A 14122-nucleotide genomic window follows, 5' to 3' on the forward strand; every position below is an offset into this window, starting at 1 on the left:
GCGTGATGTAGTCCGACGCGGCCGGATCGCAACCATCGCGGCGCCCGCGTCCGTTCACGAATGCCCTATCGGCCCTTCCGAAGCCCTCGCGCGGCAGGAGACGGCTTCCGGCGCCGCGCGAGGTGTTCCACCGCGGATCAGGCCAGCAGCAGGCTATCGAGCTGCTTGCCGACGAAATCGAGCTGCACCACGAGATCGTTGAAATCGCGGTCGCCGCCGCCGGCGGTGTCTTCCCAGCCCCAGGTGTTGTAGCCGTAACCCCAGAGGTGGGCGATCTGGCCGTCGCTGTTGGCGTTGGCGAAGGCGTAGAAGTCGTCGCCCGCCCCGGTGTGGAGGCGCATGGCGATGATGTCGCCATTGTCGATGCCCGCGATCTCCCCCTCGCCGTACTGACCGTATCCGCTGCCCTGGAGCCAGGTTCCACCGTCGGACAGATGGTAGGCACGGCTTTCGGTGGCCGCACCGTAGCGCGCATCGCCGGGATCGATGCCGTCGATGCTGCCGGAGAGATCGTCGACCTTGTAGAACATCACCGAGACGTCGCTGACGCCGTTCTGGCGCATGTGGACGACGGCGGTCTGGTCATCGGCGCCGCCCAGCGTGTCGGCGACGGCGACCGAGCGCGAGATCGCGACGGCGCTGTGGGCATCCGGCGTGACGAAATCCACGAAGCCGTATTTGTTGGAAAGGCCCGCCTGGGGCGTCCCGGCCTGCAGCCCGCCGATATCGATCGACAGCGCAGAGCCGGTGCCGACAGAGGCCTCGTGGAGCTGGCCCTGGGCATTGCCGTCGGATTGTGTCACGAGATCGGCCGAGAAATCCGGCCTGAGGCTCTGGAGCGCGAACGAGCGGGTCCAGCCCGACGAGGCCGTGCCGGAGAACGAGGTGCTGCCGCCGCCATAGTCGATCCGCACATGCTGGTCGGAGCCGAGCGCCGTCTGGAACAGGAGGCTCTGGTCGACCGAGCTGGTCCACGCACCGTCCGCATCGCTGGAGAGCACCGGCGCGGCGGACGAATCCCGCGTCTGCGCCAGGGCCAGCAGCATCCTGGACAGCATGCTTGCGTCGGGCAGGACATCATCGGTGACGAGGTCGAGCCCGGCACCCGGCTGGTAGCCGACGATGGAGCGCGCATCGTCCGAGGTGATGAACGCGCCCGGCAGCACGACGGACGCGGCATAGATCAGGTCGTTCAGATCGGATGGCAAGGCCAGCCCGGCGCCACCGACGACGTCCTGAAGGTCGTGGCCGAGAGCCGACCATTCCGCCGAAGTCGCGACGGAGCCGGCCACGTGGCCGACGCTCGCACCGCCCGCGCCGTCTTCGGCGGTGTAGGTGAAGCTGACAGCGCCGTCGAAGGTGAGGAACGGCGAGAACACCAGATGGCCGCTTTCATCGAGCGTGACGGTGCCGCTGTCGAGGGTGACGGAACCGCCGGGCGCGATGTCGTGACCGTCGATCCTGGTGACGTGGAGTGCGTCGCCATCCGGGTCGGTGTCGTTGGCAAGCACGTCGATCGTGACGGTGCGGGCGTTGCGCATTTCCGCGAAGCGATCGTCCTGCGCGACCGGCAGATCGTTGATATTTGCGACCACCCCGGTTGCCGCGCCGGCGACGGTTTCGTGCGCCCCGGCATCGTCGACATAGTGCAGAACGGCGCGCATCCGTGCGCCGACATCGGTCTGGGTGAGCGCGTAGGTGGCGGCGGTGGCGCCGACGATGTCGTGCCAGGCGCCATCCGCGCCCTGGCGCTGCCACTGATAGGTGCCGGGCGTCGAGATGCCATCGGCATCGGTCACGGTGTTCGTCGCGGTCAGGGTACGGCCCTGAACCGCCGCGCCGTTGGCAACCACAGCGCCGACGGGAGCATCGTTGACGTCGGCGACAGAGGACACGGTCGCGCTCGACACAATCGTGGCGAGGCCGTCGCCGTCGACATAGCGCAGCTCGGCGCGAACGTCGTGGCCGACGTCGGCCTGGGTGAGGACGTAGGAGGTCCCGGTCGCGCCGGAGATATCGACCCACGCCGAACCGTCCCAGCGCTGCCACTGATAGGCCGGCGAGGCGATGCCGTCGGCGTCGGCGACGGTATCGGTCAATGTCAGCGTCTCACCCTGGGCGGCCGTGCCGCCAACGGCGAGCCCGCCCGTCGGGGCGAAGTTGACGTTGGTGACGGCGGAGGTGGCGGCGCTCGAAACCGTCGTGGCGACGCCGTCGCCGTCGACATAGCGCAGTTCGGCGCGAACGTCGTGACCGACATCGGCCTGGGTGAGGACGTAGGAGGTCCCAGTCGCGCCGGAGATGTCGTGCCAGGCGCCATCCGTGCCCAGGCGCTGCCACTGGTACGCCGGCGAGGCGACGCCGTCGGCATCGGCGACGGTATCGGTCAATGTCAGCGTCTCGCCCTGTGCGGTCGTGCCGCCAATGGCGAGCCCTCCGGTCGGGGCAAAGTTGACGTTGGTGACGGCGGAGGTGGCGGCGCTCGACACCGTCGTGGCGAGGCCGTCGCCGTCGACATAGCGCAGTTCGGCACGAACGTCGTGGCCGACGTCGGCCTGGGTGAGGACATAGGAGGTGCCGGTCGCGCCGGAGATGTCGACCCACGCCGAACCGTCCCAGCGCTGCCACTGGTAGGCCGACGACGTGATGCCGTCGGCGTCGGCGACGGTATCGGTCAATGTCAGGGTCTCGCCCTGGGCGGTCGTGCCTCCAATGGCAAGCCCGCCCGTCGGCGCGAAGCTGGCGTCTGCGACGGAGGACAAGGCCGCGCTCGACACCGTCGTGGCGAGGCCGTCGCCGTCGACATAGCGCAGCTCGGCACGAACGTCGTGGCCGACGTCGGCCTGGGTGAGGACATAGGAGGTCCCGGTCGCGCCGGAGATGTCGACCCACGCCGAACCGTCCCAGCGCTGCCACTGGTAGGCCGACGACGCGATGCCGTCGGCGTCGGCGACGGTATCGGTCAATGCTAGCGTCTCACCCTGGGCGGCCGTGCCGCCAATGGCAAGCCCGCCCGTCGGCGCGACGTTGACGTTGGCGACAGAGGACACGGCTGCGCTCGACACAATCGTGGCGAGGCCGTCGCCGTCGACATAGCGCAGCTCCGCGCGAACGTCGTGGCCGACATCGGCCTGGGTGAGGACGTAGGAGGTCCCGGTGGCGCCGGTGATATCGACCCACGCCGAACCGTCCCAGCGCTGCCACTGGTAGGCCGACGAGGCGATGCCGTCGGCATCGGCGACGGTGTCGGTCAATGTCAGCGCCTCGCCCTGGGCCGCCGTGCCGCCGATTGCGATCCCGCCGGTTGGCGCAAAGTGGGCATCCTCGATCATGCGCGACTCGGCGCCGGCAACCGTCTCCACGGTGCCGCCATGATCGGTATAGGACGCGACTGCGCGGACCTTCGAACGGACATCGTCCTGGGTGAGCACGTAGCTGTCGCCGGTGGCGCCGACGATGTTGTGCCAGTTGCCGTCCGAACCGAGACGCTGCCACTGATAGGATACGCCGGCCGGATCGAAGCCGTCGGGGTCCGCGATCGAATTGGTGGCCGTCAGCGTGCGGCCTTGCGCGGGAGGCCCGGACAGAGAAACGGCGCCTGTCGGGGCGTCGTTCGCGTTCACCACCTCGACGGCCGTGGTGGCGGTCGTCTGATTGCCGGCGCTATCGGACACCACGACCTGGAGAGTGCGGTCGTCCAGAGCCGCGTCACCGGTCGACTGGTAACTGACGTGGTTCGCGACGGCAGCGACGATGCTGTCGGTGACGCCGCCGACCGCTACGCGGAAATTGTCGATATAAAGCGAGCCGCCGACCGCGGTTCCGCCGGTGAAGTCGTAGGTGCCGCCGACGAAGACGAAGAACCAGTTGCCGGAGGTCGGAATCGTCACGCTGTTGGTCGCCCACGGCGTATTGCCCGAGGCATTGGCGCCCGTTTCGTTGAGCACGACCTGGTAGGCGCCGGTATCGGCATTCATCAGGTAGCCGAAGGCATCGTAGGCGTCGCTGCCCGCGGCCGCGCGCCAGTCGAAATAGAAGGTGTCACCGGCCACGGCCGCGAACGTGTCCGAATAGGCATAGGGACCGTGAACGACGTCGTATCCGGCGTTCGTCTGCCCGCTGTTGTAGAGCCGCAGGGACTGGGCGCCATCGGAATGCTCGCCCGTCGAGAGCTGGGAGCTATAGGTCATCGACTGGATGTCGCCGGCATCGTCTCCCGCATTTGGCGGGATGGTGGTGTCGGCGGGCGTCACATGGCCGTTGATGCTCGTCGTGCCGAGGATCACGCGGCTCTCGCCGATGGTCCAGCCGGTCGTGCCGTTCTCGAAACTCGGATTGGTGAAATCGCGGGTGAAGTCGATGGTCAGCGGCTGGCCGTTCTGCCCGTTCTCGACGCTGTCGACGACGCCGATCTGAATGCGGGCGGAGCCGGTGCCGTAATAGACCAAAGCGCCACTGATGGAGATCGCGCCGGCCGCGTTCGGATCACTGTCGCTGGTCAGCAGGAACTGGTCGCCGGCGACGGGCGACGTGAGCTTGAAGGTGATGGAGCCGCCGCCATAGCTCGACCCGCCGGAGATGGAGATGCCCGACCCGACGCTTCCAGCCGAACCGCCCTCGGTGACGGAGACGGGCACCAGTCCGCCGATGGTCGGCGCCGCCGAGGCGCTGACCAGGATGCCGGGATAGGCCGGAACCTCTAGTACGGGCGTGGTGACGGAACCGACCCGCGCTTCCAGGCGCCAGTCACCGCCGCGATCGGCCGCGCCGGTCGGCGTTTCCGAGGCGGCGACGTTCGCACCCGTCAATTCAGCGAGACGGCCGATGAAATCCCGCCCTTCCTCACCGGCGGCGACGTCGCAGCCATAGAGCAGGATATCGCCACCGGGCGCCAGCGCCGCCCCGATGCGGGCCAGATCGTCCGCACGGTCCAGAAGTCCGTTTGCGTCGATCACCGTCGCGCCGGACACCAGCGCTCCGGGCCGGCCATGGCTGACGATATGCAGCGATGCCAGTTCCCGATGCTTCGCCACGATGTCCGAAATACGCGTGACAACATCAGAACTGTCGTCCGCGAAATCGAAACAAGCGACTTTTCTCGTAATTTCGCTCGCACCTATCGCGGATAGGATGATTTCTACGTCGGATATATTGCCATCAACGACATATAGATTTGAACCGATGGACATCATCTCGCCCATAGCGCCCGCCTTTGTATAAATAAAATAACGAACGCATTCTAGGTTCCCAGGCGAGAGTCTTACAATCTAAAGGATAGTAAGAAATACAGACTAACTACCGTACGCAAATGAATTGGATTCGAAATGAATCTTACTGGATTCAATGATTTAGAATTTCACACAACCAATGGTATATGACGCATCGTCGCAATACGTCATTTATGCACGAATAAACTTTATAATTTCTGCTATAAGCTGTAATGTATCCGTCATGCCAGCAGTTGAATGCAGTGCAGAATAAAGATTTATTGCGCTGCAACATGCGCATGAAGGCGCTCCGCGCAGCGGATGATGTCCACCGGCACCCGATCGCGTGTAATTCTGTCAGTTCGTGCTTTTTGGCGAGATGGAATACTGATTTCGTCTGGCGGATCGGCGAGAAAATCGGCTGCAAATACTGAGGAGAGATGGCTAAAGCCGATCAGATCATCTGTCGGCCGACAGAAGATCGCTCGTCCGATCTGGACCTGAATAGCCCGGCATCACCGCCGGCATTCATGGAGCGCGCCCGCCGACGGTGTCGAGCGCGCCATCGGGCAGATCCGGCTGCGGACTTCTACGCTGCACTACGGGAGGGGCGTGGCGATGAACACCGAGCGGCCGAAGCGTGCGCGCGGGATGCGCTCATCACACGTAAAGCAGATCCCGGTCGATCGGATGATCCCTTCGATCGGAAGTGCTGTCGGATTCGCGGCACATCCGGCGCGGCTCCCTGCCGGCTCTGACGTTGGGTCCCACGCGATCGGATGGGTCCATCCGATCGCCGATTCATCGCCTTTCAGGCGGAGGGCGGAAACCGCCCTCGCCTCACCTGAGCGACAGCCAGATCGTCTTGGTCTGGAGATATTGATCCATCGCCTCGGTGCCGTTGTCGCGCGCCATGGAGCCGGAGCGTTTGTAGCCGCCGAACGGCGTCGTGACGTTGCCCTCGGTGAAGCCGTTGATCGCCACCGTGCCGCACGGCAGCCGCTTCGCGAGGTGGAATGCCTTGTCGATATCGCGCGTGAAGATCGTCGCGTGCAGCCCGTAATCGGTGTCGCGGGCGATCGCCAGCGCCTCGTCGAGGCCGTCCGCCGGGATCACGCCGAGCACCGGCCCGAAGATTTCCTCCCGCGCGATGCGCATGGAAGGATCGACCTCGTCGAAGACCGTGGGATCGACGAAGGAACCCGGCAGGCCGGCGCTGGCGCCGCCGCCGGCAAGGACGCGGGCACCCTCGCCCTTGCCGACCTCGATATAGGACAGGACCCTCTCCTTGTGCTCGGTGCTTACCATCGCGCCGAGATCGGTGGCCGGATCGAGCGGATCGCCGACCACCAGCGCACGGGTTTTTTCCAGCACGCGGTCGAGGAAGGTGTCCTTCACCTTGCGGTCGACGATCTGGCGCATGTTGGCCGAACAGTTCTGCCCCCCGTTCCAGAAGGCGGCGCTGACGGCCGAGGACACCAGCGTGTCGTCGATGTCGGCATCGTCCAGCACGATCATCGGGCTCTTGCCGCCCATCTCCAGCCCGACCGGCTTGAGATTGCTCTCGCTCGCGTATCTGAGGAAATAGGCGCCCACCTCGGTGGAGCCGGTGAACGACACCGCATCGATATCGGTGTGACGACCGATGGCCTGACCGGCGGTTTCGCCGAAGCCCGGCACGACGTTCAAGACACCCGGCGGCACGCCCGCTTCCAGGGCGAGTTCCGCAAGGCGCAAGGCGGACAGCGGCGTCTGCTCCGCCGGCTTCACCACCGCCGAACAGCCGACGGCGAGTGCCGGCGCCAGCTTCCACGCCGCCATCAGAAGCGGGAAATTCCACGGCAGCACCAGGCCGACGACGCCGATCGGCTCCTTGACCACCATCGCCACCACCTTCTCGGCGGTCGGCGCGACCTTGCCGAAAGACTTGTCGGCGAGTTCGCCATACCACTGGAAGAAGGTCGGCACCTCGTGCCCGATCTCGTTGAGGCAGTCCTTGACGGTCTTGCCGCTGTCGAGGCTTTCCAGTACCGCGAGTTCCTCGGCGTTCGCCCGCACCAGATCGGCGAGCTTCAGCAGCACCGCCTTGCGTTCTTCCGGCGCGGCGCGCGACCAGTCACCGGCCTCGAACGAGCGGCGTGCCGCCTTGACGGCGCGCTCGACATCGGCCCCGTCGCAGGCCGCGACGGTGCCGAGCACCGCGCCGGTCGCCGGGTTGATGTTCTCGAATACCTCACCGGAGGCGGCGGCCGTCCATGCCCCGTCGATGAACGCCCGAGTCGGGATGGCAAGGCGGCCGGCGACGGCACGGTACTCAGCGGCGGATTTGTAGGCGCTCATGAACGTGGCCTCCGGGGTGTGTGCCGTCAGTCGGCGAGCGGAACGAGCGCAGGCAGGGCGAACCGTGCGGCGAGCCAGGAGAGGTGTTCGGCGATGCCGTCGTGCAGCACCACGCCGTGGGCCAGCGCCTGCCGCTTGCGGCCGAGCGCCGCCTCTCCGGGAAGGCGCACGCGCGGCGCGCCCTCGGGCACGCGCGAGGCACGGCAGGCTTCCGCGAGCCAGCCGGTCTGGCGCGTGAAGCCGTCGAGCCCGCCGAATGCCGCCGGCGAGAGCGCCAGCACCAGCACGCCGGCTCCCCATTCGCGCGGCGCATCGGCACGACCGTAGCCGCCGAGGCCCTGCGTCATCGCCTCCACCATCAGCGACAGGCCATAGCCCTTGTGGCCGTGATCGAGCCCCCCGATGGGGAGGATGGAGCCACCAGCCTTGAAAGCGGCCGGATCGTCGGTGGTGTTGCCGTGGCTGTCCTTGATCCACGCGCCGGCAAGGCGCCCGCCGGCAGCCCCTACGCGGCCGCACATGGCGGCGGTCGTGATCGAGGTCGAGACGTCGATCAGGATCGGATCGGGTTCGGCCGGAATGCCGGCGGCGATGGGGTTCGGCGTCATCACCGGCGTGAGCCCGCCGAACGGGGCGACGTGGGCGTCGCTCGGGTCCGACGAATAGATTAGGACGAGCATCCCCGCCCGCGCGGGCGCTTCGAGGAAGGCGGCGAGGCAGGCGATGTGGTGGCTGCGCCGGACCGCGATCGCGCCCAAGCCGTACATCGCGGCGCGGCGGGTCGCCTCCTCCACCGCAAGCCGCGTCGTCCAGACGCCGGGCAGCCGCCGCGCATCCCAGGTCGCGACGGCGCCGTGATCGGCAACGACATCGGGCCAGCCTTTGCGCTCCATGGTTCCGTTGTCGAGTTCTTCGACATAGTCGGCGAGCAGGGCGAGCCCGTGGGTGGTGTGGCCGAGCAGGTCCGCCTCGACGAGGCCGGCCGCGACGGAGGCAGCCGGTTCAGCCGGGAGGCCGGCCTTCACCAGCACCGCCTCGGACAGCGCGACGAGGTCGGAATACGCAAAGCGTGGCGACATCGGACATCCTTCGGGAAAATGCACTCAGTGACGGCGCAGGGTGATGTGCCAGGGAATGAGCAGCTTCTCGGCCAGCGAGACCGCGCCGAACAGCGCAAGCCCGAGCAGGGTCAGGAAGAAGATGCCGGCGAAGGCGAGATCGGGCCGCATGTTGCCGGTGGCGATCTGGATGTAGAACCCGAGCCCCTGGTCGGAGCCCATAAACTCGGCGATGGTCGCGCCCACCGTCGCGTTCAGCGCGGCGTACTTGAAGCCGACGAAGCACTGCGGCAGCGCCGCCGGCAGCCGCACCTTCCAGAACGTGCGCAGCGCGCCCGCGCCCGTCGAGCGGCAGAACCGTTCGAGTTCGTCGGACAGCGAACCGAAGGCGTGGATCGAGTTCAGCGCCACGGGGAAGAAGCACACCAGCACGACGATGATCACCTTCGGCAGCAGCCCGAAGCCGAGCCACGCGATGAACAAGGGCGCGAACGCGATCTTCGGCACCATCTCCAGGCTGACGAAGAACGGATAGACCGTGCGTCGCAGCATCGGCGAGAACGCGATGGCGAGCCCCATCGGCAGGCCGATGGCGAGCGCCAGCATGTAGCCGACCAGCGTCTCGCCCGCCGTGACGAAGGTGTATTGGATGAGGCGGGGAATGTCGGCCCAGCCGCGGGTGACGATGTCGGAAGGCGTGGGCAGGATATAGCCCGGCACGCCGAACAGCCGCACCCCGTATTCCCAGGCGAGGAAGAAGGCGACGAAGAACGCGAGGAACGGCCACGAATGCGCCACGGCCGCAAGCAGCCGGCCGCCGATCGCATCGGACAGGCGGGCGAAACGGCCAGGGCCGGACGGCCCGCGTGAGGGGTCAGAGGACGCCATAGTCACGGAAAATCCCCTGAATGTCGTGGACATAGCCGGTGAATGCCGGGCTCGCCTTCACGTCCATGTCGCGCGGCCACGGCAGGTCGATCTCGATCACGCGCTCGATCCGCCCCGGGCGCGGAGTGACGACGCACACGACCGAGGAAAGCTGCACGGCCTCCTCGATGGAGTGGGTGACGAAAACCACCGTCGGCCGGCTCTTCATCCAGAGCGATTGCAGGTCGCCACGGATGCTTTCACGGGTCATGGCGTCGAGCTTGCCGAGCGGCTCGTCGAACAGCAGCGTTTCCGGTTCATGCACCAGCGCCTGGCAGAAGGCGGCGCGCTGCTGCATTCCGCCGGAGAGTTCGTAGGGATGGCGGCCCGCGAAGCCTTCGAGCTTCACCGACCGCAACAGCTCGGCGATGCGTCCGGCATGGGCTTTCGGATCGAGCCCGCGCATCTCCAGCTGCAGGGCGACATTGCCGGCCACCGTGCGCCACGGCACCAGCGTGTTGTCCTGGAACATGATGCCGATATCGGTGCGGGGCCGGTTGACACGCTCGCCGTCGAAGCAAACCTCGCCGGCGGTGGGCTCCAGCAGGCCCGCGATCATCAGCATCAGGGTCGACTTCCCGCAGCCCGACGGGCCGAGCAGGGAGACGAAGCTGCCCGCCTCCACGGTGAGATCGACGGGCCCGAAGGCGTGCACCGCCTTGTCGCCCGCGCCGAAGGTCTTGGTCAGGGACCTGATTTCGATTGTCGCGCCCATCGCGCCGGCACCTCGTCTTCGGGAAGGATCGGCCGGCGCAAGCCCGGACGACCGTCTGGCCTCACCCCCGGCGCGCGGACGGCATCGCCCATGCGCGCCGGGGTTCCTCGTTCGGCCCGGCTATGCGCGGTTCACTTGCACAGGTTCACTTGCGCGCGGTTCACTTGGGCAGGTTCACTTGGGCAGGTTCACTTGGGCAGGTTCACTTGGGCAGGTTCACTTGGGCAGGAACTCGTTGGTGTAGAAGTAGGTGGGCGGTTCGGTGGTCTCGAGGCCGTTATACTTCTTCATCAGGTCGATCATCTCGGCCCAGTCCTGCGGCACGTTGAGCGACATCACCTTGGCCGTGTTCGCCTTGGAATAAAGCACGTCGAGCGTGACCTTCTGCACCTCGGCCGCCTGCTGCTTGCCGGCGTCCTCGTTCATGGTGCCGCCGACGATGTCGCCGAGCGCGTCGATCGCGGCCTTCGGGTCGGCCTCGGCCGCCTTGTAGGACTTGACGGTGGCGGCCATGAAGCGACGCACGAGATCGGGATCCTTGGCAACAGTCTCGCGGTTGGCGACGATGCAGTAGCCGACCTGGTTCACGCCGAAATCGGAATAGGGAAACGTGATCGGGGCGGCGCCGCCGGCGGCCTTGATCTCGGCCGGCTTGTCGTCGAGACCGCCGAGCAGGCCGACGGTGCCGCCCGCACCCTGCAGATAGCTCGACACCAGAGCGCCGTCCGGCACCGTGATGAGGCCGACATCGCCTTCGGCGAGACCCGCGTTCTTCAGGACGAGGGGAAAGAAGGTGTTCACGCCGGCATTGGCGGTCGTCAGCAGCTTCTTGCCCTTGAGATCGGCGATGGTCTTCACGCCCGCGTCCGGACGCACGATCACGGCCTCGGTTCCCATGGCATCGATGACGCCGACCGAGATCAGCGGCGCGCCTTTGGCCACGAGGTTCACCATGGCTGCGCAGGAACCGTAGGAGAAGGTGGAATCGCCGTTGGCGACGAGACGATGGGCCGAACCCGAGCCGTTGCCGGAGCGGATGTCGAGATTGATGCCCTCGTCCTTGAAATAACCCCGGTCCTTGCCGAGGGCGAAAGCGGCGTGCGAGCCGTACCACATCCAGTTGAGGCGCAGGCGCACGTCGTCGAGGGCCTTGGCCTGGCCGGCGGCGAGGAAGCTTGCGCCGATCAGCACGGCGGTCGCGAGTGTCTTTCCGAACGAACCCTTTGTCTTTCCGAACGAACCCTTGAGCTTCATGTCGATCCCTCTGGTTTTTGTGGGTGGCGATGCGTTGCGTTCAGCCGGCGAGACAGGCCGGACCGAGCGGTTCGTAGGTCTTGTAGGAAAGGACGAATTCCTGGTGGCCCAGCGCCTCGGAGCGCGTCGGCGTGCCGGAGGCGGCGGCGATGACCGCTTCGACCAAGCGACGGCCGACGTCGGCCACGCTCTCGACACCGTCGGCGATGGTGCCGCCGTTCACGTCCATGTCGTCTTCCATGCGGCGGAAGACACGCGAATTGGAGACGCCCTTGATGACCGGCGCCACCGCCTGCCCGACCACCGAGCCGGCGCCGGTCGTGAACAGGATCAGGTGGCAGCCGCTCGCCACCATCTCGGTGATGGTCTGGGTGTCGTTGATGTTGGGAATGCCGTAGCGGACCGGCCCGTCATTGACGGTGTCCATCAGGTAGAGCCCCGGTGCCGTCGGGCGGTCCCCCGGCTTCAGCAGGCCGCTGATCGGGCGGGAGCCGCTCTTCGCATAGGCGCCGAGCGACTTCTCCTCCAGCGTCGAGAGGCCGTACTTGATGTTGCCACCGCCGAAGCTGCCGTGGCCGAGCGCCCGATAGTACACATCCGCCTTGCGGACCGCCTGGCGGAGTGCATCCGCGAGGTCGACTGTCACCGCGCGCGCGGCCATGTGCTCCTCGCAGCCGAGCAGTTCGCAGGTCTCCTCGAACATCACCGTGGCGCCGGCATCGACGAGGCGGTCGCTGGCGTTGCCGACCGCCGGATTGATGGTGACGCCCGACAGGCCGTCGGACCCGCCGCACTTGGTGCCGACGACGAGATTGCCGAGGCCGATCGGCTCGGTCGGCGCGGCGCGAAGGCCGGGCAGCGTCGCTTCGATCCATTCACGGCCGCGCGCCACCGTGGCCCTGGTGCCGCCGCAGGCCTGGATGGTGATGAGTTCCACCGGCCGCCCGCTGGCGGCGATTGCATCCCTCAGCCGCGCGCGCTGGAACTCCTCGCAGCCGAGCGAGACCAGCAGCACCGCCCCCACATTCGGGTGGGTGGAGAGGTCCTCCATCATCCGCTGGGCGTAGTCGCTCGGATAGCAGCCCGGGAAGCCGATGAGCTGGACGCCGGCCTCCTGATAGGGCGCGGCGACGGCGCGGGCGACATGGTGGGCGCACTCGACCAGATAGGCGACGAGCAGGTAATTGCGGATGCCGTGCCGCCCGTCGGCGCGCGGATAGCCGCGCATCCCGGTGGTGTCGAATGCGGCGATGCCCTCACTCATAATGGTCCTCGTCATTGTCGAGATACCGGCTGGCGACGTTGTGGATGTGGACGAGATGGCCGGCGGCGATGTCGGCGCGTGCCACACCGACCGCCATGCCGTAGCGCACGATGTCGCTGCCGGCGGCGATCGGGCGGAGCGCGATCTTGTGGCCCTGCGGGATCGCCTCGGCGGCGCTGAGCGACCGCCCGTCGAGGCTTGTCGCGTCCGCGCCCGCCGCGATGTCCGTCAGCGCGATGCCGACATTGTCGCCGGCGCCCAGCACCACCATGGAGGCGGGTGGGTGCTTCTTCGTCCGTGGCGTCCGGCCCGCGTCGCTCATCGCCCCGCCCGCCTCATTCCGCCACGAGATTGGGCGTGCCGATGCCGCGCAGCATGGCGAGGGTCGCGGCGCGGTAGCGTTCGCGCACATCGCGGGTCGGCGGGCGGCAGCGGCTGGACGGCAGGCCGACGAGTTCCATGCACAGCTTGTCGAGATAGCCGTCGCCGCTGGTGAAATCGCGCTCGATCTCGACCCACAGCTTGTAGAACGGCATGGCCTCGTCGACGAGCATGCGTGCGACTTCGGCATAGTTCGCGGCGCCGATCTCGCGCACGAGCTTCAGCCCCCATTCCGGCCAGAAATTGCAGAGGTGGACTTCGAAGGCGCGCGCGCCGAGCGCGGGCATGGCGCTGAAGGCGAAGAACAGGTTGTTGTCGATGATGGTGAAGCGCCGAGAGAAATGCGCCGCCACGCTCTCGAATTCCATGGCGTCGGTGCGCGGCGTCGCCCACTTGAGACCGACGACATTGGGGATTTCCGCCAGCCGCTCCACCATGCGGAACGAGATGTTCGTTGTGTTCCAGAAGGTGTTGTAGATGATGATGCCGATCTCGGGCGCCGCGGCGGCAGCGGCGCGGACGAACTCCTCGAAGTCGGCCTCGGTGTGACTGAAATAGAACGGGCACGACACCTGGATGAAGTCGGCGCCGATCTCCTGCGCGGCGCGGGCAAGACGCACGAGTTCGAGCGTGCTCGTCGTCTGCGCGCCCATCGCCACGGGCACGCGGCCGCCGACCTCGTCGATGACGACCTGCGCGACGCGCACGCGCTCGTCGAAGGTCATGGTGGAGAAGTCGCCCGCGGCGCCACCCGCGAGGAACACCGCGGTCTCGGCCGTCAGCCCGCCATCGAGGAGGAAGCGCACATAGGTGCGCAGCACCGCCTCGTCGACGGGAAAGCCGTCCTCGTCGCGAAACGGCGTCGGCACGGTGACATAGCACCCTTCGAGCTTCTTCCTGAGGATTTCCGTCTGCACGTAAGCACTCCGCCACTCGCCGCACACGCGCGCCATCCCGCGCCCACGGCCAGGCGGCC

At 67.0% G+C, this 14122-nt stretch carries 9 protein-coding genes; all 9 read right to left on the minus strand.

From position 1 onward, the window contains the following. Positions 1-137 precede the first annotated feature (137 nt). Entirely contained in the window at positions 138-5201 is a 5064-nt protein-coding gene (locus tag BUF17_RS03130; protein ID WP_073625694.1) for a DUF4347 domain-containing protein, read from the minus strand. A gap of 846 nt (positions 5202-6047) precedes the next feature. Further along, complete coding sequence (locus BUF17_RS03135; RefSeq protein WP_073625695.1) at positions 6048-7547, minus strand: aldehyde dehydrogenase; 1500 nt, start codon at positions 7545-7547, stop codon at positions 6048-6050. A gap of 26 nt (positions 7548-7573) precedes the next feature. Then, positions 7574-8626 (minus strand): Ldh family oxidoreductase, encoded by a 1053-nt coding sequence (locus BUF17_RS03140; RefSeq protein WP_073625696.1) that lies wholly within the window; start codon positions 8624-8626, stop codon positions 7574-7576. 24 nt (positions 8627-8650) lie between these two features. After that, positions 8651-9493 carry an ABC transporter permease gene (locus BUF17_RS03145; RefSeq protein WP_084563852.1) on the minus strand — a complete coding sequence of 281 codons (843 nt, stop codon included), beginning with the start codon at positions 9491-9493 and terminating at the stop codon, positions 8651-8653. Continuing rightward, a complete protein-coding gene (locus BUF17_RS03150) occupies positions 9480-10247 on the minus strand; it encodes an ABC transporter ATP-binding protein (RefSeq protein WP_073625697.1) in 768 nt (255 codons plus the stop codon). Before BUF17_RS03150 ends, BUF17_RS03145 begins: the two co-directional genes overlap by 14 nt. A gap of 216 nt (positions 10248-10463) precedes the next feature. Further along, entirely contained in the window at positions 10464-11501 is a 1038-nt protein-coding gene (locus BUF17_RS03155) for an ABC transporter substrate-binding protein (RefSeq protein WP_073625698.1), read from the minus strand. Between the two features lie 40 nt (positions 11502-11541). Next, positions 11542-12765: a UxaA family hydrolase gene (locus BUF17_RS03160; RefSeq protein ID WP_244530739.1), complete on the minus strand. Its 1224-nt coding sequence runs from the start codon at positions 12763-12765 to the stop codon at positions 11542-11544. Further along, a complete protein-coding gene (locus BUF17_RS03165; protein ID WP_073625699.1) occupies positions 12758-13087 on the minus strand; it encodes a UxaA family hydrolase in 330 nt (109 codons plus the stop codon). The genes BUF17_RS03160 and BUF17_RS03165 overlap by 8 nt, the downstream gene beginning before the upstream one ends. Before the next feature lie 13 nt (positions 13088-13100). Further along, positions 13101-14063: a dihydrodipicolinate synthase family protein gene (locus BUF17_RS03170; protein WP_073626029.1), complete on the minus strand. Its 963-nt coding sequence runs from the start codon at positions 14061-14063 to the stop codon at positions 13101-13103. Positions 14064-14122: the final 59 nt, after the last annotated feature.

The sequence above is a fragment of the Pseudoxanthobacter soli DSM 19599 genome, assembly GCF_900148505.1.
GTDB lineage: Bacteria > Pseudomonadota > Alphaproteobacteria > Rhizobiales > Segnochrobactraceae > Pseudoxanthobacter > Pseudoxanthobacter soli.

Excerpts from the sequence above, each read along its gene's own strand:
- BUF17_RS03130 (WP_073625694.1), bottom strand. The coding sequence starts at position 5,201 with ATGGGCGAGATGATGTCCATCGGTTCAAATCTATATGTCGTTGATGGC.
- BUF17_RS03135 (WP_073625695.1), bottom strand. The coding sequence starts at position 7,547 with ATGAGCGCCTACAAATCCGCCGCTGAGTACCGTGCCGTCGCCGGCCGC.
- BUF17_RS03140 (WP_073625696.1), bottom strand. The coding sequence starts at position 8,626 with ATGTCGCCACGCTTTGCGTATTCCGACCTCGTCGCGCTGTCCGAGGCG.
- BUF17_RS03145 (WP_084563852.1), bottom strand. The coding sequence starts at position 9,493 with ATGGCGTCCTCTGACCCCTCACGCGGGCCGTCCGGCCCTGGCCGTTTC.
- BUF17_RS03150 (WP_073625697.1), bottom strand. The coding sequence starts at position 10,247 with ATGGGCGCGACAATCGAAATCAGGTCCCTGACCAAGACCTTCGGCGCG.
- BUF17_RS03155 (WP_073625698.1), bottom strand. The coding sequence starts at position 11,501 with ATGAAGCTCAAGGGTTCGTTCGGAAAGACAAAGGGTTCGTTCGGAAAG.
- BUF17_RS03160 (WP_244530739.1), bottom strand. The coding sequence starts at position 12,765 with ATGAGTGAGGGCATCGCCGCATTCGACACCACCGGGATGCGCGGCTAT.
- BUF17_RS03165 (WP_073625699.1), bottom strand. The coding sequence starts at position 13,087 with ATGAGCGACGCGGGCCGGACGCCACGGACGAAGAAGCACCCACCCGCC.